The organism is Candidatus Latescibacter sp. (assembly GCA_030692375.1).
Lineage (GTDB): Bacteria > Latescibacterota > Latescibacteria > Latescibacterales > Latescibacteraceae > JAUYCD01.
The window spans coordinates 14,178-36,092 of sequence record JAUYCD010000062.1; the positions used below are offsets into that span (position 1 = coordinate 14,178).

Consider the following 21,915-nt stretch of genomic DNA (forward strand, 5'->3'; position numbering starts at 1 on the left):
CTCTCTGAATTGACGAAAACCTCACCCGGCCTTCGGCCACCCTCTCCTATCCAGGAGAGGGTAACAACATAGCCAGTAATGAGTTACCCCCTCTCCTGACTAGGAGAGGGGGATAGGGGGTGAGGTTTAAAAACACCAGAAAACAATGTAAAAATTACTTTTTGCCGGATCGTCTTTTAATTTAACACGAAAAGATAATGATACGTGGGATTTATCGCATATTTCTGTACGAGCGGATCTCGATATTTCGGCTCTTTGGCTGCCAATGTATAGCCATGTTTTTCAATAATCTTTTGAAAATCAAAACCATCTTCGTTCTGCAAAAGAGCGCCGCCTTCATTGTAAGAGTTCGGCGCAATCATCAGGTATCTAATCCTGTTCTTCTGCAAAAGCGACAACCACCATTCTATGGCTGCAATTCTGCATTCAGAAAAACTATGAATATTAACGGCGATATCAATGTGCTGAGTTTCCAAAGTGCTCTCGATCTCATCGAGAGGAATAACTTTTGCTTTTTCCCCCAAATCACGGAAGCGAAGATAATATTCGGAAATAAATGTGGAAGGAGCAACGGCATCCGTACAAAGGTAGGTATCGATGTTCGACAGTGCCTGTATCATGCGATGCGCCAGCCTGCCGTACCCCGCGCCGATATCGAGAATTCTGAGGCTTTGCAGGGATGATATATTCAGGTGCTTTTCCAGAAAATATATCTCGATAATGGAATCCAATAAATCACGGGACATTATCGTATTGTCAATACGAAAAGTGATATTTCCAAAATAGTCATCTTCCGGCAATGTATCTAAAAGAGAAAGAGTATCGATTGATTTAACATAGTAGGCCGTCAAAACGTAACCTGCAATGGTCATGTTTTGTCCTCTCAACTGCCAGACATAGGCATTATCACCCCGGAAATAGGTAATATCATGGGGACTGACATGCACATCGGTCCATATTGAGGGAGCAGTTATATTTTTGCTGCATAGAGCATATCTCTCCTGCAGCTCTTTCAATCTTGGATTAGCAGGATTTAGATACTGTTCCGCCTCTTCGGGCAGCTTCGATTGCGTGAAGGTTTGCAGTTTGCGGAAAGATTTCTTCCAACTGTACAATAGGGAACCTATTTCATGACCAAAAGGTTTCAATAAGGAATTTAAAAGCTTTTTAACATGACTCCTGAATTTCATTCACTACTCCTTTGGCCTGGTGGTATTCCTGCCTGATGATGAAGTTCCAATGTAGCAACACTCTCCCGGAAATACAACCAAAAAGTCAGTTGAAAAAGTCGAATCCGGGACTGCCATTTAGATAAGGTTCGTGATCGTATATATAGATGCCGAAACAAGTTCGGCATGACACGTGTCATCCTGAACTCGTTTCAGGATCTAACGATCAGCCAACACTGTTATTTTTCGTGTTGATAAAACCGGCGTGACGTATTACCTTTGGAGGCAATTCGTTTTTTATCGTGCAGATATTCAGAAAGGATTTTCATGCCGATACTTCTTGCCGTTTTTTTCCTTTCGGGCGCATCCGCTCTCGCCTATCAGATCATCTGGATTCGTCTTTTCGGCCTGGTTTTCGGAGGCACGGTGGTTTCCATGTCCGTGGTGGTGGCGGCTTTCATGGGCGGCCTTGCCCTGGGGAGCAGGTTTATCGGGCGGTATGCCGAAAGGGTCGGAAACCGGGTGCGCCTCTATGGCTTTTTGGAGATAACCCTCGGTATTCTCAGCCTGATTGTGTTTTTCTGTATCCCGTACTTGTCACGGCTGATTTATGCCCTGCCTTTCGGCACCAACGCCAATTCGGCGGGCGGCGTCCTTGTTCGGCTCGTTCTGTCCGGTATGATCCTGATCGTTCCCACCATGATCATGGGCGGAACTTTGCCGGTACTCGTTCGGGCGGTTACCAGCGATAAGAAGAACATTATCGGCAACACCAGTTTTCTCTATGCTTTCAATACCCTGGGAGCCATGACCGGTGCATTTCTGGTCGGGTTTGTTCTGATCCGGTTCCTTGGCATGACCTGGTCGAATCTGCTTGCAGTTCTTGTGAACCTGAGCCTGGGAATAATCGCCCTGGCGGTCAGCCGTCAGTTTGAATCCACACCGGATACTTCGCCGGAGCCTCTGCCTGCCCGGAAGCAGCCCACTAAACAACCTGCGGCGGTCGAAAAGGGCACACGGTTCATTATCGCCCTGACCGTCACCGGTTTCGTGAGCCTGGCGCTGGAGATGATATGGATGCGGATGCTTCTCCTGACCATCAACAACACTATTTATCTCTATACCATTGTCATTGTCTCGATACTATTCGGTCTGGGCCTGGGAGGGCTTCTGCTCCCTTCCCTGATTCCCCCGAGAGCCCGTAATGAAAGAACATTCGGCCTGATTCTGGCCGCAATGGGACTGACCATTCTCCTCGGTTTTATTCTCTTTCCCCTGACCACTTCCATCGGGTTTGGCGCCCATGCATTCTATGCCACCTGGATAAGGCTCTCCGTTCTCACCGCCATCCTGGTCTTTTTCCTGGGTTTTGCGCCGGTTTTTCTCATGGGACTCTCTCTGCCCATCGGGGTGGGTCTGTATGCCCGTGAAGTGCAGGGTCTTTCACGACGGGTCGGGGTGATCTATGCCTTCAACACGGCTGGCTCTCTGGCCGGTTCTCTTGCAGCGGTTTTTATTCTCATTCCGCTCATCGGCATGAAATGGGCCTTGATTCTTTCTTCTCTCACGGTAATGGTTCCGGCATTCTATTTTCTCGGAAAAGATAAAAAAGACCGCCGCCGGCTCGGAAAAGAGTACAGAACAAGCGCGCTGCATCTCTCCGCCGGGATTTTGTACCTCCTTTTGTTTATCATTGCGGCATCGATCGATATACCGAGGTCCATTCTGGAACGTATTCTGCTCCCGGGCGAAACCATGGAATACCTGAAACAGGGTTCCTCCTCTACCGTCTGGATATCCGACAAGGATAATTACCTGCGGAAAATCTGGATCGATAATCTCTGGGTTTCGAGCACTTCACGGGAAGGTACTCATAATCTTCTCGGCCATTATCCCATTCTCTTCTGGAACAAACCGAGCGAGCCGCGTCTCTACCCTAAAAAGGTGGCCGGGATCGCTTTCGGAACCGGCCAGACATTCGGCGCCTGTCTTCTCTATCCCATCGAAAAGATTGACTGCGTGGAGATCGATCCCGAGATCATCAGGGCCTGCAAGGGGAGATTTAACGCTGAAAACTATGGGGTGCTGGAAGACTCACGCACCAGAGTGATCATCGATGACGGGCGGTTCTATCTGGCCGGGACCCGTGAAAAATATGACATTATTACCGTAGAGCCGCTTCAGCCTTATACACGCGGCACTGTGAATCTCTATTCCCGCGAGTTCTATGACGCATGCAGGCGAACCCTGCTCCCCGGAGGCGTGGTTGCCCAATGGCTGCCAATCTATAACAGCGGGGTCATGGATACCTGGAGCATGATAAGGACTTTTGCCGAATCATTTACCCATGTCCTTTTTTTCCTCAATACAAGCGACGGGATTCTGCTTGGCTCCGATAGCGAAATGCATCTCGATCCTTCCCGCCCATTTCCTGAAGGAGCGCAAAAGGACCTGGACAGAATCGAGGATTTATCTGTCTATGCGCTGGCCGGGAATTATATCTGCTCACGGGAAAAACTGCTCCAAGTCAGCAAAAACTATCCCCTCATCACAGATGACAAACCCACCCTGGAGTTCAATGCTCCCATTTCCCACTGGAACGAGGATGTCACCGGGCCTATTGAAATGCGCCGTCAGTTCCTGAATCTGATGGAGCCGGTGGAACCGCTTTTGACCGGGAACGTAAATTGGGACCTGGCCCGTAAATTTCATGAGAGCAGGAAATTGATGTATGAAGGATCGAACCTGGAAAGCATGAATAACATCGATAGTGCGCAGCAGCTCTATCTGGCGGCGTATAACGCCAATCATCAGGATCTCAAAGCTATAAAGGCCCTGTTCATGCTTCTGCGAAAGAACAATCGTCTGCATATGCTGCCCCCCGAACTCCAATTCCTGGCAAAGCCGCCATCCGCGGCGCCGACCAGATGAAGCGGTGAACTCTCCTTGACAGATGATTCTCCAGGCGCTTTATTATATAAACGACGTCATAGATAATTGTGCAAGGAAAAGTAATTAGATCCTCAAACGAGTTCAGGATGAAGATTACACCGCGTCATGCCGAACTTGTTTCGGCATCTATAAAAAAAAGCGCAAAACAATGTGCCGCCATGTTTAGAAAACCGGGAACTTTACTTGTAATTCACTGTGTATACGATGATGGGAGATTATTGACGGCATAAATTTTTTTCGCAATTCCTGCATGTATTGGAGTTATAATGGATTCTCGTATCAAGGTTGTTAAGGAAAATAGGAGCGGGGTTTCGCGCCGTCAGTTCATGACAGGCGGTGTGTGCGCCTGTGCTGCGCTCTGTCTGGGCAGGGACGCCGCGTATGGCCGTGAAGGTATACTGGCGGATTATCCTTCCGGTCCGAAGGAAGCCCGTTTTTATGACAAGCTCAAGAATGGAACGGTGCAGTGCCGTGTTTGCCCACGGCAGTGTGTCATAAAAGAAGGGGGGCGCGGCTTCTGCAGCACCCGTGAGAACCACGGCGGGAAGCTCTATTCCCTTGTTTACGGCAATGTGGCAGCCCGGCAGACTGACCCAATCGAGAAAAAGCCGTTCTTCCACTTCCTGCCCGGATCGATGGCCTATTCCATTGCGACCGTGGGATGCAACATGACCTGCAAATTCTGCCAGAACTTTGAGATATCCCAGGCCAAATCCGGGGAATTACCCACGGAATTCATGCCTCCGGAGCGAGCGGCATCCAACACCATGGCCGCCGGTGCTCAATCCATTGCTTTTACCTATAACGAGCCGACCGTTTTCACCGAATATGTCTATGACTGCTCCGCCGCGGCACGTAAAAGCGGCATACGCAGCGTGGTGATTTCAAACGGCTTCATCAACCCGGCGCCGGTGGAGCGTCTCAGCGAGGTGATCTCCGCATATAAAGTCGATTTCAAGGCATTCTCGCAATCATTTTACCGCGAAGTGACCGGGGGTAACCGTGAGCCGGTACTGAACACCATCAAGCTGCTCAAAAAACTTGGGGTATGGATGGAGCTCGTCCATCTCACCATTCCTACGCTGAACGACAGCGAAAGCGATTTCAAGGCCATGGGGGACTGGCTCATGGGCGAAGTAGGTCCCGATGTTCCCGTGCATTTCACCCGGTTTCATCCGATGTATAAACTGACCAATCTTCCGGTCACACCGGTTTCGATCCTGGAAAAAGCACGCGATATCCTCCGGGGGAGGGGCATGCACTTTGTTTATATCGGGAATGTACCCGGTCATCCGGCTGAATCCACGAACTGTCCGAATTGCGGAAAGGTAATTATCGAGCGAACCGGGTACAGCATACGGCAGATAAAGATGAAAAAAGGCGCCTGCGGCTGGTGCGGAACATCGATACCCGGAGTATGGGCATAGAAAGGGGCGACTATGGTTCGATTCTTTTCATTCATGGGGTTGCTGTTCCCGCTCGCCATGTTGTATGGGAGTATCGGGTATACCCAAATAAAACAGGAGCCGAAAAAGATGGATACCTATCAGTCGGATGCACGCCGTTCGGCGTTTGCCGGTACCTGGTACCCGGCGGACCCGGGCGGGCTTAGAACCACAATCGCTCAGTATCTGAAACAAGCCAAAACGACACAGGCTTCGGGTGAAATTGTCGGTCTCATATCCCCCCACGCCGGATACCAGTATTCAGGCCCTGTCGCCGCTTACGCCTACAAACAAATAATGGGCAAAACCTTTGATACCATCATAGTGGTTGCTCCCAATCATGCCACTCCCGGTCTCGGTTTCAGCTCGGTTCTCACCCACGGTTCTTATGAGACGCCGCTGGGAAGAATTCCGGTTGACAGGGACCTGGCCGCTGCCATTGCCGGATTCGATTCGAAAGGCGCAATCAAAGCCTCCGATCTGGGGCACCTGGGTTCTTATGGCGGCCAGCCGGAGCATGCGGTGGAAATTCAGCTCCCCTTTCTTCAGGCGGCGGTGGGAAAATTCTCCCTTGTGCCAATTGTCATGGGGGATGACAGCCGGGTGTCCTGCGAGATTCTCGGCAAAGCCATTTCCTCGGCGGTCAAAGCTGACAGGGGAAAGAAAATTCTCCTTGTCGCTTCTTCCGATATGTCCCACTTTTTCGAATCCGCTACCGCCCGTCAGTTGGACAGCCGGGTAAAAAAATATGTGGAAGCCTATGATCCTGAAGGGCTTATAGACAGCCGTGAGATAAATCAGAGCGGGGTGTGCGGAAGGGCCCCCATAACTGCGGTCATGATGGCTTCCCGTCAGCTCGGGGCGACCAAAGCCACTGTCCTTCGTATGGCCAACTCAGGAGATGAGGCCGGCGATATGCACAGCGTGGTGGGTTATCTCGCAGCGGCTTTAACGGTTCCGGCAAAAACCGGGGAGGTGAAAGTGTCCACTGCTGCCGAAACGAAAGTGGGAGTCGATCTCGGCCTCACCGAGAAAGAGAAGGACACATTGCGCAATGTTGTGAAGAAGACGCTCCAGACGGTGGTAAACGGAGGCAGGGTGCCGACCTTTACCGATTTCAGCGGCAAGCTCGGTGAAAAATGGGGCGCTTTTGTCACCCTGAACAAACAGGGCAATCTGCGCGGCTGCATCGGAAACATTGTGAGTACTCAGGCGCTGATCCTGACAGTTGCCGATATGACCAGAGCCGCCGCGCTGGAAGACTCACGTTTCAACCGGGTTCAGCCCTCGGAGCTTTCCGATATTACATTCGAGATCAGCGTTCTCACCCCGATTCACAAGCTTTTGAATATTAACGACATCGTAATCGGCCGTGACGGCCTTATCATCACCCGCGGCAACAGCCGGGGGCTTCTCCTTCCCCAGGTAGCCACCGATTACGGCTGGGATCGCACCACGTTTCTCGAGCAGACCTGCCGGAAAGCCTCTCTTCCCACAGACGCCTGGAAGGATAAGAATACCCTGATCGAGGTATTCAGCGCGGAGGTTTTTCATTAAGAGAGTGACAAAGTGACAAAGTGACAGAGTAATTACAAATGACGATAAATTTATTGGGTTTCTTTTTCAAAATAGATGCCGAAACAAGTTCGGCATGACACGTGTCATCCTGAACTTGTTTCAGTATCTATTTTTTACTTTGTCACTTTGTCACTTTGTCACTTTCTTTTAATCAACATCGCCGCTCCGGTCAGGGCGTTCAATGCGGTCAGGTAAACCAGCATCGGATACATTCCCAGAACGGGGATTATGAGAGAAATAGTGACCAGCGCTCCCACCGCTGCTCCGGTCAGGTCCAGTCCATACACGATTCCCGGACCGGAATCCCGTGAAATTCCCGTCATTCTGTACAATGCATCGGCAAGTGGGAAAAGCAATCCCCCAAGAAATCCGGCAAGAGCGGTAAACCCATAGAAGCCTGTTTCAAGGAACATTGTCTCGCGGGTATCCAGAGATAAAAGAATAGCCCATAAGAGAGATAGAGCGGCATTCCCAAGCTGCAGCACCGCCAGATGGTACACCGAAGCCCTCCCGCTGAGCGCTGTCGAGGTCCCTCTCAGTCCGCCGAGAGCCATTCCCGCCATGTACGAGCCGGTGAGCAGGGCAATTCTCCCGTAAAGAAAGCCGAATTTCGACTGGTAAGCCAGAATGGCCAGCACCTGGAGAGATATTCCGGTGAAACCGGAAGCAAGCACAGCGACAGCGATGCTCCGCCGGGTTGCTGTCCGGCCGGGAATGATATAACTGGCGCCGATAAGCAGGGCGATCACAACCAGAAACAAGGAGAGATAGAAAGGTTTGGCGATTCGGGCCAAAAAGTGGGTTACGCGTGAAGCGTCAAGGTTCCCCTGCAGGATAGTCCGGTTGAAATAACAGGATGGCCTGGTGTCGGAGTTTATCGACAGCGACAGAGCCAGGTCGAGCGCGTCCCGGAGGAATCGTACCCGCTCCGGCGACATGGTGTAACGCAGGAAATAATCTCGAACATAGTCGGTTTGGATTCCGAGACTTGCCCGGTTAGCGTCCAACTGTTCCCAGGTGAGAGTATCGACCAGCCCCGGAGTGTTGGAAGCGAGAAAGCGGCATTCCAATCCCGGTAGCACGGTCACGGAAGGAAATGCCTGGGCCAGGGTGGCGCGAATGGAAGCGAGAAAACGGGCCAGGTCCGCCGGAATAAAATCCTCTGCGCCGGTGAGAGAAAATCCGAAAATCCCCTTCGAGGAAAGATGGGACGCCGCGAGACGGAAAAATTCCTCGGTGTAGTAACGGTTTGCAGTTCCGGACAGCGGCGCCGGCATCGACATGATAATGACATCATACATTTCTTTCGTCCGCGCCAGGAACGCTCTACCGTCAGCGGACATCGTTTCCACCCGGGGATCGCCTACCCAGCGCTCACGGAGGTGCGCAGCCGCCAGTACGAAGAGGCCGGGGTCCAGCTCGATGCAGGTTGCCTTTTCCACCGTTCGATACTTCAGAACCTCATCGATCACTCCGCCGAGGCCGCCTCCCAGGATCAGGACACGGCGACGTTCAGGTGCGGCGAGCATGGGTACATGGGCGATGTACTCGCTGGTTTCCGGGTCGGGTGCGCTGAACAGCGTTGCAGCGTCGGAATAAAAAGTGGTCTGCTCCCGGCTTTTGGTCACCCGGATGCGACTATACCTTGTTTCTTTCTGAGCGATGAGCCGCTGGCCCTTGTAATTGTAGCCTGAAGCTATAGAGGAGAGCCAGATCGCCGGTATGAGAAGAATAAGGGATACTACCGGCAGGATGAGGGCATTACCTTTTAGGAATCGCGAACCACGGGAAAGGGAAAATAAAGCTGCAAGAATGGGGCAGGCCAGAGTAATTGCATGGTTGGTGAAAATGCTGACCAGAAAAATGCTGAAGATGAATCCCGCGAATGCAGCCCCGAACGCCTCCCAGGTAAACGCAGTCCCGGCTGTCGGAGATTTTCCCCGTTCGAGCGATTTTGCGCCGAAAACAAACAGGATTCCGCCCAGGATGTTAAACGGGGCCAGCATAGCCGCTACAGCGAAGCATTGAAGGTCATAGGGCACCAGCTCGCCCGGCGTCAGCTTGAAAAGGAACGGCACATTCCCGGTGAGAGCCACTCCCAGGTATCCGAGTACACCGTACAGGGGCAGGAGAGAATGGAACCACCACTCCGGACGGGAAAGCCGTGCGGCAAGGCGTCCCAGGATGCCGCTCCCGAATGCCGTCCAGATAAGCCAGAAAAGGAGAGCCGCCCCGATGGTCAGCTCGCCTCCCCGGAATGTGGCGAGGACTTCACGGAGAAACGCCGCCTGGATGGTCATTCCCAGCGCACCGAGGATGAAGAGCGAAAAACGCATAGGCAGCCTTAGAGAAAAAGCTCCGCACCCCGAATAAACATGAAACTGATCAGCCATGCCAGGGCAGTAGTGTAAAAAGCCATGAAGGCAGGCCATTGCCAGCCGCCGGTCTCACGTTTCAGGATGCTCAGTGTCGCAATACAGGGTACGTAAATGAGAATGAACAGCATCAGCCCGTACGCCTTGACCGGGGTGAACATCGGATCGCTCCGGAGGGCGTTTTGAATAGTCACCTCGGCATTGCCCTTATTTTTCCCGCCGATGGAATACACGGTGCCGAGGGTGGATACGATCACCTCTTTGGCGGCAAACCCGGCAGTAAGCGCGACGCCGATGCGCCAGTCGAGTCCCAGTGGCCGGAGTGCAGGCTCGATGAACTGCCCCAGCTTGCCCGCATACGTGTTTTCCAGAGCCGTGTTTGCCGGGCCGGGCGCATTGCCGGGCAGAGTGGAATCTTGACGGGGATAAGACATCAAGAGCCAGACCAGTACGGAGAGTAACATGATGAGGGTTCCCGCCTTGCGCAGGTAGAGGTAAGCCCGCTCCCAGATATGGATCACAACGCTCCGCAGGGTGGGGACACGGTAGGGGGGAAGCTCCATGACAAACGGGGTGGACGATCCACGCAGGGTGGCGATACGGGCGATGCTCAGGGAGAGAATAATTCCTACAATATAAAGTGAAAAAATAACATTTCCTGCATTTTTCGGACTGAAAAAAGCCCCGGCCAGGAGAATATACACCGGGAGACGCGCTCCGCAGCTCATAAACGGCAGGATGAGCATGGTAATGGTTCGGTCTCTTTTGTTCTCCAGGATTCTGGTGGCCATGATGGCCGGGACAGTGCAGCCGAAGCCAACGATCATGGGGATGAAAGATTTACCGTGCAGGCCGAAAATATGCATGACACGGTCCATGATGAATGCCGCGCGGGCCATGTAACCGGAGTCTTCCAGGATTGAAATGAAGAAGAAAAGAATCATGATGTTGGGGATGAATATGAGCACCCCTCCCACACCGGCGATGATTCCGTCCACCGCGAGCGAACGCAGGAAACCTTCCGGGAGTATGACATTCAACAACGCTCCTAGTGAAGCGAAGGCCTGTCCGATCCACAAGGTAGGATAGCTCCCCAGGCGGAATGTCACCTGAAACATGCACCACAGGATTATGAGGAACAAAGGAAATCCGAGCAGCCGGTTGGTCATCAACGAATCAATTCTTTCCGAGCGGGATTGATATCTGTGCTCACGGGTTTTGAGGCACTCCGCCACTGCCCCGGAGGCATACCCGTACCGTCCGGCGGTTACCAGGCTCCCGATTCCGATTCCCTCAAGTTCTTCCAGGCGGCGGCGGACTATCTCGATCGTGCTGTAATCATCTTCAGTGAGATCGATTGAAAAAGAATCTGCAGCCGTCGGCGGTCCGAACATGAGAAGGTTGATCGCTACCCATCGCTCATTCAGGGTAGTTTTTCCCCACACCAGCCTGGCCACTCTCTCGATGGCATGCTCCATTTCATGGCTGTAGAGCGGCGGTTTGCCGATTGCGGGAATTTCAGCGCGGGCAGCCTTGAGCGCGGCGGACATGAGATCGAATACTCCCTTTCCATGTTTGCCCACCGTTTTAACGCAGGGAACGCCGAGAAGGCGGGAGAGCTGCTCAATATTCAGAACGCTCCCCGTACGCTCAAACTCATCGAACATGTTCAGGGCAATTACGCAGGGTTTGCCCGTCTCTATAATCTGCGCGGCCAGATAGAGATTTCTCTCCAGATTGGTGGTGTTCACGACAATGATAATGGCCGACACTTCGCCGGAGATTATCTCATTTCTGGCCACCAGTTCGTCCGGGGAATGGGGAGTCAGGCTGTATGTTCCCGGAAGGTCGATGAAAGTGACCGGAACATCATCAACCTGCGCAAAGCCTTCTTTTTTCTCCACGGTAACACCCGGATAATTGCCGACATGCTGCCGTGAGCCGGTCATGAAATTGAAAAGGCTCGTTTTACCGCTGTTCGGATTTCCGGCCATGGCGATAATGATGGGTGGCGCCGCAGGCATTAATATCTTCCTCGATTATCAGGGTTCTGGCTTCACTCCTCCTGATCGCCAGGGAGGCGCCCCGCACATTGATCTGTATGGGATCGCCTAAAGGGGCGGAACGAATCATTTCCACCCGGGTACCCTCGATCAAACCCAGGTCCATGAGACGCTGACGCATGGAGTCGGAAGCCTTTATTTCAGAAATAATACCGTGTGCTCCCGGGGTAAGGTCATTCACTGTTTTTTTGTGAGTGGAATGCGGGAGCGGACGTTTCAAACTCTGCTCCATATATTCCGTTAATTTTGCTGTGGTGCCAAGACTGAGGACATGCTCGATACGGCAGGCTTCCTCTTCGGCGGTTTTCTCGTCAACGCCGATGATTTCTCGTAAAAAGAGCTGGATAACCCGGTGACGGGAGGCGATTCTGGCGGCCTGAAGGCTTCCCTCCGGGGTAAGCTCGATGTATTCGTATCTGGCATGGCGAATAAGACCCAATGATTCAAGGTTCTTGAGCGCGCCGTTGACGCTGGGCATGGTCACCCCGAGTCTTTTGGCCACATCACGGACCCGTACCGCTGCAGTTGTTTTCTCGATCTCGAAAATGGCTTCGAGATAATCTTCCATGCTTGAAGAGAGAGCCATATTTTACCTGTTTTTATATGAGATATAGATGCGGCAACGAGTTCAGGATGACACGTGTCATGCCGAACTCGTTTCGGCATCTATTTTTTGAATCCATATTTTTATTCACCGCAGCAATAAATCCGGTTAGTCATGCACAACAATGTTATAAAGCCCTAACATTAATAGAATAAACAAATAGTTTCGAAAAAGCAAGAGAAATTCTTTTTATGATTCATGTTTCGCCGGTGCTGCGGGGATGCGGACGGTAAACACACTGCCTTCACCTTCGATGCTGTTCGCACTGATGGTGCCGCCATGATTTTCGACAATGAAGCGGGTGATGGGAAGGCCGAGGCCGGTGCCGGAGGCGGTGAACTTGCGGGCGTTGCTGGCGCGGAAGAATTCGGTGAATAGTCTGGGGATTTCCTTTTCCGGTACTCCGATGCCGGTATCGGCGACCGTGAGAATCACATCCTTTTCGTCATGGTTCACCTTGACCGTTACCGAACCGTTCTCCGGTGTGTAGCGTATGGCATTGGAGATAAGGTTGCCTACCATGCGTTCGAGGTATTCGCCGCTGCCGATTATAAGAGGGATTTTCGGTTCCGCCTGCACTGTCATCCTGATCTTCTTTTCCAGCGCCTCGTCCATATACATTTCCACTGTTGAGGTCACGATGGGAAGGAAATTGATATGTTTGAAATGGGTTTTAATCTCATTCAAATTGCGAAGCTGGGAGAAACTGAGGAGATTCTGAATAAACCGGCTTAGTTCCCGGGTGCGTTTTGGTATGCGCTCGATGGTTTCTTTCATGCCCTGATTCATTTCATGGCCATAGGCATCCAGCGCCGAGATAGCTGTGGATTCGATGGCCGCCAGCGGGCTCCGGATATCGTGAGCTACCACTTCGAGGAAATGGGATTTCTCCATCACCAGGCGGTCGCGTTCCCGAAGTGAGTTTTCCAGCCATACCTGGTGGATGCGCAACCGATCCATGGCAGTGGCTGTGAGATATACGCTCATGAACAGCGAAAATGTAAAAACAGAAAGCAGCCCGGCCAGAAACAGGGGATCGGAGTAAAATGAGAAGGGAAAGAGTTTGTAATGATGGATCACACCTGCTGCTTCAAGAACAGCTATTCCGATAAATAGCACCGCGGCAAAGAACGCTTCAAAATAGGTGTACTTTTTTGAAAGCAGGATGGAACCGATGATAATGTGGAAGAAATAAAAAATGAAAAAGGGGTTGGCCGCCCCCCCGCTGAAATGGATGAGAAGGGTTAATATCACCAGATCGGCATTGATCTGTATCAGGGTGAACCGCAGGAATCGTCGTTTCAGTAAAGAAATGTCCAGGGTCAGATTAAGGCTGCCCGAGCGGTAGTAGAGAAAGTAGAATACATTGGTCAGGAAGAGGATGACGGTGATAAACCACAGCCAGGAATAATTGATGGTTTTGATATCCAAAACGAACCGGGTGAAAAGGAGCACCATCGCCGCGCCGGTCGTCGCGATAAACCGCATCGTCACAAACCATCCGGGACGCCAGAGAGACCCTTCGGAGGGAGGAGTCACGGTCTCGGACAAAGCCTGTGCGCCAGTATTACCGTTCTTTGGAGATACCATTCAGGTGGTCCATCTTCAAATCAAAAACCGTAAAGGTGTTTCCTGACTTGCCATAAGGGATGCGGTAATAACCGCATCCCTTATAATTTACATCATAAAGGCTTACAAGGCAAACAGTGTTTCAAAAAAGAAGACGTCATTTTTAACTTTATTCCATTTCTTGGCTGCATCCTCTTTCTCGCCGTTAATGAGACCTTCAAGGCGGAGATGGATAGTTGGGCGAATCTTGTAAACCGCCGAAAGCATGATCTGATTGAGATCCAGGAACTTGTTATCATAAGTCAACATGCTGTAGCGGGCATAAAGGCCGTATTTCGGTTGTTCATAACCAACGAGAACTTCACCTCCATTATGGTTGAGTGCGGTCTCGTTTATTTTATCGGTTTTACCCTCTACTCCTAATGAATCCAAATCTACAGGAGTCTGTGCCAGAGTGAACTGTGCCTGACCCATAAAACCAGCGTCCGTTTTGAATTCGGCATCCAGACCATAGCGATTAACCGCATTCTTCATTTTTACACCAGCGGGAGTCTTGTCATGTCCATTTTGAGATGCATAAAGAGAAGCCCCAACATTTAACATACCCAATACCGGTACTTTATCCTTGTATCCAAGCCTTCCTGACAATGCAACACGCTGTACGATAGCCCCGATATCATTGTCACGGTCGCAAATGGGAATGGGAATGGAAAGACCGAGAGGGAAATCCGGAACTGGCCTGGAAAGAGGATTAGCCGCGGTTCCGTCGCTTGTTCTGTATGGATTGATCAGTGCAACAGCCAGTTGAACTTTATTGTCGACGAAATTCGAGAAGGTCTGGAACCCCAATACTCTGAGCTTAGTAAAAGCCTCGCTGTAAAGGGCATAATCCGATGTTCTCCTGCTGCTGTAAGAAGGAGTAATGCCGTAGGTATAATTCCGGCCCTTACCGATTCTAAGAGTGAAGTCCCAGGGCATTTTGCTGGACATATGCCAGTTTAAAAAGGCGCTCTCCATATAGAGCCGCGAAGGGGCATCTGTTTCAGAGGGATGAAAATATGTTTCAACCAGCCAGTCAAACTCATCATCAAGTTTTTGGGAAAACTGAAATCCGAACCGGTGAATACGTTCAGAATAATTGGTGTTTGCAACAATAGTGCGGGCCTGCAAAAAACCGTGAACCTGCACCGGATCGGCTGAAGCCGTGATTGGCGCGGAACTGAATACTACGGCTGTAAAAGCAACGGCAGTTACGAGTTTCTTTAACACTGGCATCTCCCCATTGAGTTCTTCATTCATGTAAAGAAATTTATTCCGGAACCAACCTTTCGATACATCGTGTCCACCTGGTTTTTTTTACTCCCTGTAAATCCCTCCGTAATAGGGTGAAAAGAAACATTTCAGATCCTTGTTATCCTTCCATGGTCAAGGATGGTCACATTGCCTGCTTTGAGGGCTTTCACCGCCTTATCAATATCCTCGATTCTAAAAATCATAACCGCATTTTCGGAAGATTTCTCCATGAAGGCATACATGCACACCGGTATAATTCCACATAAACCACTGTAATAATGGGAGTATAAAGTTTTAAAATATACTTAAGGCAGGTACTCCAAGTCAAGCATAATTTGATTTGAAGTAACTATAACAATACCATCATTATATAGTTAATTATTCACCGATTTGAAGAGTAGGCAGGGTAGTTTAGAACATCGTTCCGGAGGGTATAATGGCATTCTTGTAAACTACGATGATTCCGTCATGCACCTCGAAAGTATCATAGACCCCTTCCATGACATGGTTTTCATTGACCAGCCTGACCCGGTCGCCGATGCGGGCATTCTTGTCGATGATTGCGTTTTCTATGACCGTATCGTTTCCGGTTCCCACCATGGGAGAGCCCGCCATACGGTCAAGGTCGATTTCCTCGAGGGTTTCAAAGGCATCTGCTCCCATCATCACCACGTTTTTCAGCCTGGAACCGGGCGAGAGCTTGGAACGTATCCCGATGATGGATCGTTCGATCTCACATTTATCGAGAATACAGCCCTCGCAGATGATCGATTGTTGTATAGTACAGCCGTCCACCTTGCTCGCCGGAAGATAGCGGGGCCGTGTATAGATGGGCTTCTCACGCCGGTAGAGGTCGAAAGCGGGAAACGGATCGGTAAGGGCAAGATTGGCGCGGAAAAAGGTTTTGATGGTTCCTATGTCTTCCCAGTAACCGTGAAACTTGTAAGCTTTTACGTTGAGGTGCTTGATGGCGTAGGGAATGATGTGCCTTCCGAAATCATCTTTCTTTTCTCCTGTAAGGAGGCGGACGAGAAGACCGCGGTTGAAGACATAAATTCCCATGGAAGCCAGGAAAGGTTTTTCTGGTTCGCCGGTATCCGAAATGAGGCTTTCCACCTCGTTTTCATTTGGCTTTTCTTGAAAATCGATAATGCGGTTGTTGTAATCGGTTTTCAGGATTCCGAATTCACCGGTCTGTTCCCGCAAAACCGGTTTAACCGCTACAGTGAGATCCGCGCCCGTTTCACGGTGGAAGTCGACGAATTGTGAGTAGTCCATCTGGTACAGGTGGTCTCCGGCAAGAATTAAGACATGGTCCATATTCTGGGCGCGGAGATGGGGAAGCTGCTGACGGACAGCGTCGGCGGTTCCCTGGTACCACTGGTCGCTTGAAAGAGTCTGCTGGGCGGCGAGAACTTCGACGAAACCTGTGGAAAAGGAATCGAATTTGTAAGTCTGATAGATATGCCGGTGCAGGGAAACATGGTTGAACTGGGTCAGGACATAGATATGTTTTATACCTGAATTGATGCAGTTCGAGATAGGAATATCTATGAGCCGGAATTTCCCTGCAATGGGAACCGCAGGTTTTGCCCTGAGCTTGGTAAGAGGTTGAAGGCGGATTCCCCTTCCGCCGCCGAGAATTACCGCAAGTACTCTATTCATTATTTTTTTCCGGGATATTTATGATGATCCGGCAAAAAGTATTTTTTACATTATTTTCTGGTGTTTTTAAACCTCACCCCCTGCCCCCCTCTCCTAGTCAGGAGAGGGGGTAACTCATTGCTAGCTATGTCCTTACCCTCTCCTAATTAGGAGAGGGTGGCTGAAGGCCGGGTGAGGTTTTCGTCAATTCAGAGAGCTTTTTAATACTTTTTGCCGGATCATCATTAATGGGAGATTGATAATTGTCATTGCCACATATAATATACATAATATTCATCCCCGAGTAAATGGTTCTTTACCTTTTTTGCACCTCTTACCCTCGTATTGCCCAGCGGAGGATGTCCAAGAGTTTGGGAGGCTTGCCCTGCATCAGGATGCCGATCCGGAAGATTCTGCCTCCGGCCCATACTGAGAATAGAGTAAAGAGCAGAACTCCCGCAATTCCGACAATCGGCTGCCAGACAGGGACGCCGGCCGGGGTGCTCAATCTGAGCATCATCAGCATCGGTGTAAAAGGAGGAAACAGTGAAAGCCAGGTCGAAAAGGCGCTCAACGGCTCCCTGAGCACCGGCGTCATGATAAACATGGGTATCATCATCGGCAGCATTGCCGGCAGAGCCAGGGATTGCACGTCTTTTAAATCGTTGCAGGCCGACCCCAGAGCGGCAAGCATCGATCCGAACAAGAATACGGCCAGGATCATGAAAGCAAAAAACCACGGGAGCAAATGATAGGGAATATAAGCGCTAAGCCCCATATACTTTCCGGCCGTGATTCCACCGATGACATATACCATAGAAGCGGTCAGCGACACACCCACACCGCCGATGATTTTTCCCATCATGAATTCGAAAGGCTGTATCGAGCCGAGAAGCACCTCGGCGATGCGCTGGGTTTTTTCCTCCATTACTGAGGTCAGGAGCGGATTTGCCCCAAGCATGATCATAAAGAACATCAGCATGATCATGATCATGGGAATGCCTATCGCAACTCCTTCATTGCTGCGTTCGGCGTCTTTGAACTTGCCGGTTCCCTCGTTCAGCGAGGCCAGACCCAGGCCATCGATATTTACCCATAAAAACAGGTCCCTGATTTTTGATTCATCAATACCCGCATCGGCAAGCCGCAGGCTTCGAAGCTGGTTGTTGACCGGCCACGACAGCCATCTCCGGAGATCGTCCAATACCGCGTTCTTGGAGTGATAGGCAATGCGCGATCTCTCGGGATTGCCTGCAGGATGAACGACATCGGCGCCGATTTCCACGAAAGCGTACAGCTTTTTCGCGCGAATAAGGTTCGAAAGCTCCAACCGCTGCTTCGCAGGGTTTTCCCTGTTCGGGTCAATGACCTCGAAAAGGTATGCCGGCCTGACTTTTTTGCCTTTTTTAGTATCGTACAATTCGGTTTCGTTTCTTGTTTTTGCAGCCAGCACAATGGAATCGGCAATCTTCCCCGACCAGTCGATGACTGCAATTTTTTTATCGGAAGTGTCGATATGACTTTCTGACAGCTTCATGGCTATAAAACCGCCGCTCATAAAGATCGGCATCAGAACGAGGCCGATTATGAACCCTTTTGTCCTGACTGCGGCCTTGTATTCCCGCCAGGCTAGAGTCATTATCTTACGCATGTTTCACCTCCCTCGCCTCGGGCCCGGCAATCCTTATAAAAATGTCATGGAGCGATGGTTTTGCTATTTCAAAGCTCAATATGGATGTCCTAGCAAGGATAGTCTTCAGAACGTTCCGGGGATCGCAGTTCGGCGACATACGAAGCTCCTGCATTCTTCCGAAATCGTTTATGCTTTCAACGCCGTCCAGTTCCTGCAATGCCGGGAGACCGCTGCCGGTCTTGATACGGATCGTATCGGTGCCATAGGTATCCTGAATGGATGACAGGGTGCCGTCAAGCACTTTTCCCCCCCGGAAAATCATGAAAATGAAATCGCACATATTTTCGGCCATGTTCATATCATGGGTGCTGAATATCACCGTTGCGCCCTTTTCCCGAAGTTCAAGCAGAGCATTCTTAAGACTCTCCGTGTTGACCGGATCGAGACCGCTGAACGGTTCATCGAGTATGATCAATTCCGGTTCGGTGACCACTGTCGCCAGGAACTGTACTTTCTGGCTCATTCCCTTGCTGAGCGCCCCCACTTTTTTAGCGGCGCAATCGGACAGATCGAGTTTCGTAAGCCACCGGTCGACTTCTCCGGTTACATCTTTACCGCACTTGAGTTTCCCGTAAAACTGGAGTATCTCGCGCACCTTCATGTTCTTGTAGAGGCCCCGCTCTTCGGGGAGGTAGCCTATTCGATCAGTGCAGGCGCCCCTGGACTTCTCACCGAACAGGAGTATCTTTCCGCTGTCAGGATAAAAGATGTTCATGATCATTCGCAGTGTCGTTGTTTTGCCTGACCCATTTGGTCCGATAAAACCATAAATGCTGCCCTGAGGAACCGAAAGAGAAATATCGTCAACCGCGATTGTTTTGCCGAATGTTTTGGTTACATTCTGTAATTCGACTGTGTTCACAGGAGACCTTTCCTGCTGTTATTTTTTTTTGACAGGATTATATGTTTTTTTTTCTAATCTGAATTATACATAAACCCTGAATATTCCCGCAATTAAAATAAATAACTTATAGTTTTATTTAACAGATGATCCGGCAAAAAGTAATTTTTACATTATTTTCTGGTGTTTTAAACCTCACCCCCAGTCCCCCTCTCCTAGTCAGGAGAGGGGGTAACTCATTGCTGGCTATGTTTTTGCCCTCTCCTAATTAGGAGAGAGTGGCCGAAGGCCGGGTGAGGTTTTCGTCAGTTTAGAGAGCTTTTTAATATTTTTTACCGGATCATCTTAACAGTTATTTGAAATAATTGTTTGATAATTGTTGTAAGTTATTGTAAATATTAGACGCGATTTTTTGGTGTTCTCAAAAGGTAGTGCCCCAGGAATAAGAAATAATTGTAGACACGAGTTATGTTCAGGTTTTAATGTCTCCACTGTTCCCGCGTTTCTCCCCTATTTCCATCGTAATTGGGGAGATCGCGGACATAATGTATTTTTGGTTGACTCATGGAGCAATATTGAATAAATTGATTTGATTCAACTATTCGATTTCCCATAAGGATTGCAGGAGCAGGAGAAAAGCTTCTTTTTTCTATAAGCAGAGATGGAGAAGTGAGTGATAGATAAAAGGAATTTGAACGCATTATAGATTACGAAAGGATAAAAAGTGCCGCATTTTCGCTATTCTTCTTGGGCTGCCGGGCTTCGTTCATCCGATATTTCAGAGATACTCTGGATGGCCAGACAGCCCGGGATGCTGACCCTGGCGCCGGGAGTTCCTTACCCCGGCTCCTATCCTACTGAAAAAGTAGCGGAAATCATCGAATCGCTGATAACCCGTGAGCCGGAAACCATCTTTCCCTATCCGTTCCTGCAAGGGACTCTCCGCAGCCGTGAGGCGGTAGTGTACCGCATGGCCAAACGCGGTGTGAAGGGACTCAGCCCGGAGCGGGTAGTGATGACCGCCGGATCCCAGGCGGCGATGGACATGGCCACCCGGATAATCATGGACCCTGGAGATACCATGATCATCGAGGCGCCGACTTTTATGGGCACTTTGGATTCGATCAAGAACGCCGGATTCGATCTGGTCGAGATACCCATCGATGCGGACGGTATCAGGACGGATATTCTGCGGGACACACTCGCCCGTCTCTCGAAGCAGGGTATCTATCCTAAGATGATCTATCTCATGTCCAATTACCACAATCCGGCAGGTATCATGCTCTCCCAGGAGCGAAGAAAAGAACTCCCCCTGATAGCGGAAGAATACAACTGCTTTATCGCTGAGGATGATGCATACAGCGAGCTCCTCTACGACGACCTGGACCAGACAGCGGTAAAAGCGTATGATACGACCGATTCGGTGATTTACCTGGGAAGCTTCTCAAAGCTGGTTTCTCCGGGATTCCGGGTCGGCTGGGCGGTGGTGCCAGAAGAGATGACTGCAACATGGAATACCTGCCGTCCCATGCTCGAGGTCGGCGCCCCCGCCCTTAATCAGGAAATCATCGCCGAACTGCACGTTGACAACTGGCTGGACGGCCATATCGAGAAAATCAGGAAGGGATACCGGAGCCGCCGTGACGCCATGCTTCGCGCCCTGGAAACGTATATGCCCGAAGGATGCACCTGGACTCCTGCCCACGGTGGATTCTATGTCTGGGTCACCACGCCGGACTCTATCGATAACGACCAGCTTCTCCTGACCGCGGTTAAAAACAAGGTCATCTATTTCACCGGCAAGTTCTTTTACCTCGATCACCAGAATCACGGGCATTTCCGCCTGTGTTTCTCACGGCCGGATGAAGATACCATTACCGAAGGGGTTAAGAGAGTAGCTACAGCAATCAAGGAAGAGATGGCCAAGAAGAGACATGTATACTAATTTGCCGCTGTTTTTCTCCCTTTTTCTCATCCTTGTTTCTGTATCGGAGGCTTTTGCCGCCGATATCACCTGGAAAATATATCTCGAACAGTACCAGACCGAGCCCCTGAATCCCCCAAAGGCGACACGGGAGGGAGAAGAGTTCTCCATACCGTCGATTTCTCTTCCTTCGTATGCATCGGGCGCACAAAAACTGATCTATGCTTTGGAAAGAACACGATTCCTTATTCAGCAGACACCTGGATCACGGCCTATAGAAATTCACATCATCCTTAATAATCAGGGAGACGCTTTTGAAAAGGCCAGGCCGGATGTTCCGGTATTCATCAACATCACAATAGATGTCTATGTGGATGGCCGTAAGGATAGCAGTTTCCGGTTTCTCTCCAATTCTCCACTGGTCATGACCATACCATCCTCCGGAGTCGATGCTCTGCTCAGGTTATGTGACGGCGATTTGAAAAGGGGAGAGGATCTTGTGCTGGCTTTTGATCTCGGAACACGATTTTCGAACGAAGGTATCACCATGAGCAATACTACTTCGGGAATATCTGCGGGTATCTCCCATCCTTCCACCATTGTGGGAAGCAGGTACGATCTTCTCAAGCTGCAGCCGCCTGTCAAAATCAACACCTGGGGAAAAATAAAACTTCTCTTTCAATGACTGATTCTATAAGACTTGTGAAAAATCCTGTCTAGTCTATATGATAGATGCCGAAACAAGTTCGGCATGACGCGGTCACC

The 21,915-nt window shown here is 50.3% G+C and carries 15 protein-coding genes; 5 read left to right on the forward strand and 10 right to left on the reverse strand.

Features of this window, described 5'->3' with window-relative positions; genetic code table 11:
- Positions 1-176 precede the first annotated feature (176 nt).
- On the reverse strand, positions 177-1,190 hold the full coding sequence (locus Q8O92_04035; GenBank protein ID MDP2982482.1) for a putative sugar O-methyltransferase: 1,014 nt from the start codon (positions 1,188-1,190) through the stop codon (positions 177-179).
- A 306-nt stretch (positions 1,191-1,496) separates the two neighbouring features.
- On the opposite strand from Q8O92_04035, the gene Q8O92_04040 reads away from it, so the two are divergent.
- The 3 genes from Q8O92_04040 to amrB all read left to right on the forward strand — a co-directional run bounded on the left by Q8O92_04040 (position 1,497) and on the right by amrB (position 7,123).
- Positions 1,497-4,100, forward strand: coding sequence for a fused MFS/spermidine synthase (locus Q8O92_04040; GenBank protein ID MDP2982483.1), 2,604 nt, complete (start codon positions 1,497-1,499; stop codon positions 4,098-4,100).
- A gap of 287 nt (positions 4,101-4,387) precedes the next feature.
- Positions 4,388-5,548 carry an AmmeMemoRadiSam system radical SAM enzyme gene (gene amrS / locus Q8O92_04045; GenBank protein ID MDP2982484.1) on the forward strand — a complete coding sequence of 387 codons (1,161 nt, stop codon included), beginning with the start codon at positions 4,388-4,390 and terminating at the stop codon, positions 5,546-5,548.
- Positions 5,549-5,560: 12 nt separating this feature from the next.
- Complete coding sequence (gene amrB, locus Q8O92_04050; protein MDP2982485.1) at positions 5,561-7,123, forward strand: AmmeMemoRadiSam system protein B; 1,563 nt, start codon at positions 5,561-5,563, stop codon at positions 7,121-7,123.
- A gap of 158 nt (positions 7,124-7,281) precedes the next feature.
- On the opposite strand, the gene Q8O92_04055 is transcribed toward amrB, so the two are convergent.
- From Q8O92_04055 to Q8O92_04095, 9 genes are all read right to left on the reverse strand, one after another.
- Positions 7,282-9,480, reverse strand: a complete 2,199-nt coding sequence (locus Q8O92_04055) for a fused MFS/spermidine synthase (GenBank protein MDP2982486.1) — start codon at positions 9,478-9,480, stop codon at positions 7,282-7,284.
- Between the two features lie 8 nt (positions 9,481-9,488).
- On the reverse strand, positions 9,489-11,543 hold the full coding sequence (gene feoB, locus Q8O92_04060) for a ferrous iron transport protein B (GenBank protein ID MDP2982487.1): 2,055 nt from the start codon (positions 11,541-11,543) through the stop codon (positions 9,489-9,491).
- Positions 11,488-12,168 carry a DtxR family transcriptional regulator gene (locus Q8O92_04065; GenBank protein ID MDP2982488.1) on the reverse strand — a complete coding sequence of 227 codons (681 nt, stop codon included), beginning with the start codon at positions 12,166-12,168 and terminating at the stop codon, positions 11,488-11,490. Before Q8O92_04065 ends, feoB begins: the two co-directional genes overlap by 56 nt.
- Before the next feature lie 207 nt (positions 12,169-12,375).
- Positions 12,376-13,776 (reverse strand): HAMP domain-containing sensor histidine kinase, encoded by a 1,401-nt coding sequence (locus Q8O92_04070; GenBank protein ID MDP2982489.1) that lies wholly within the window; start codon positions 13,774-13,776, stop codon positions 12,376-12,378.
- Positions 13,777-13,878: 102 nt separating this feature from the next.
- A complete protein-coding gene (locus Q8O92_04075; protein MDP2982490.1) occupies positions 13,879-15,054 on the reverse strand; it encodes a hypothetical protein in 1,176 nt (391 codons plus the stop codon).
- Positions 15,055-15,155: 101 nt separating this feature from the next.
- Complete coding sequence (locus tag Q8O92_04080; protein ID MDP2982491.1) at positions 15,156-15,296, reverse strand: hypothetical protein; 141 nt, start codon at positions 15,294-15,296, stop codon at positions 15,156-15,158.
- Between the two features lie 163 nt (positions 15,297-15,459).
- On the reverse strand, positions 15,460-16,713 hold the full coding sequence (locus Q8O92_04085) for a glucose-1-phosphate adenylyltransferase (GenBank protein MDP2982492.1): 1,254 nt from the start codon (positions 16,711-16,713) through the stop codon (positions 15,460-15,462).
- A gap of 313 nt (positions 16,714-17,026) precedes the next feature.
- On the reverse strand, positions 17,027-18,343 hold the full coding sequence (locus tag Q8O92_04090; protein ID MDP2982493.1) for an ABC transporter permease: 1,317 nt from the start codon (positions 18,341-18,343) through the stop codon (positions 17,027-17,029).
- Positions 18,336-19,247 carry an ATP-binding cassette domain-containing protein gene (locus tag Q8O92_04095; protein MDP2982494.1) on the reverse strand — a complete coding sequence of 304 codons (912 nt, stop codon included), beginning with the start codon at positions 19,245-19,247 and terminating at the stop codon, positions 18,336-18,338. Before Q8O92_04095 ends, Q8O92_04090 begins: the two co-directional genes overlap by 8 nt.
- 703 nt (positions 19,248-19,950) lie before the next feature.
- Between Q8O92_04095 and Q8O92_04100 the strand changes: the two genes are divergently transcribed.
- On the forward strand, positions 19,951-21,171 hold the full coding sequence (locus tag Q8O92_04100; protein MDP2982495.1) for a PLP-dependent aminotransferase family protein: 1,221 nt from the start codon (positions 19,951-19,953) through the stop codon (positions 21,169-21,171).
- Entirely contained in the window at positions 21,161-21,835 is a 675-nt protein-coding gene (locus Q8O92_04105) for a hypothetical protein (GenBank protein MDP2982496.1), read from the forward strand. The genes Q8O92_04100 and Q8O92_04105 overlap by 11 nt, the downstream gene beginning before the upstream one ends.
- Positions 21,836-21,915 lie beyond the last annotated feature (80 nt).

What these genes read in the sequence shown, in the direction of transcription:
- amrS (MDP2982484.1), top strand. Translation starts at nt 4,388, where the DNA reads ATGGATTCTCGTATCAAGGTTGTTAAGGAAAATAGGAGCGGGGTTTCG.
- Q8O92_04055 (MDP2982486.1), bottom strand. Translation starts at nt 9,480, where the DNA reads ATGCGTTTTTCGCTCTTCATCCTCGGTGCGCTGGGAATGACCATCCAG.
- amrB (MDP2982485.1), top strand. Translation starts at nt 5,561, where the DNA reads ATGGTTCGATTCTTTTCATTCATGGGGTTGCTGTTCCCGCTCGCCATG.
- Q8O92_04075 (MDP2982490.1), bottom strand. Translation starts at nt 15,054, where the DNA reads ATGAATGAAGAACTCAATGGGGAGATGCCAGTGTTAAAGAAACTCGTA.
- Q8O92_04065 (MDP2982488.1), bottom strand. Translation starts at nt 12,168, where the DNA reads ATGGCTCTCTCTTCAAGCATGGAAGATTATCTCGAAGCCATTTTCGAG.
- Q8O92_04040 (MDP2982483.1), top strand. Translation starts at nt 1,497, where the DNA reads ATGCCGATACTTCTTGCCGTTTTTTTCCTTTCGGGCGCATCCGCTCTC.
- Q8O92_04090 (MDP2982493.1), bottom strand. Translation starts at nt 18,343, where the DNA reads ATGCGTAAGATAATGACTCTAGCCTGGCGGGAATACAAGGCCGCAGTC.
- Q8O92_04105 (MDP2982496.1), top strand. Translation starts at nt 21,161, where the DNA reads ATGTATACTAATTTGCCGCTGTTTTTCTCCCTTTTTCTCATCCTTGTT.
- Q8O92_04085 (MDP2982492.1), bottom strand. Translation starts at nt 16,713, where the DNA reads ATGAATAGAGTACTTGCGGTAATTCTCGGCGGCGGAAGGGGAATCCGC.
- feoB (MDP2982487.1), bottom strand. Translation starts at nt 11,543, where the DNA reads ATGCCTGCGGCGCCACCCATCATTATCGCCATGGCCGGAAATCCGAAC.
- Q8O92_04035 (MDP2982482.1), bottom strand. Translation starts at nt 1,190, where the DNA reads ATGAAATTCAGGAGTCATGTTAAAAAGCTTTTAAATTCCTTATTGAAA.
- Q8O92_04070 (MDP2982489.1), bottom strand. Translation starts at nt 13,776, where the DNA reads ATGGTATCTCCAAAGAACGGTAATACTGGCGCACAGGCTTTGTCCGAG.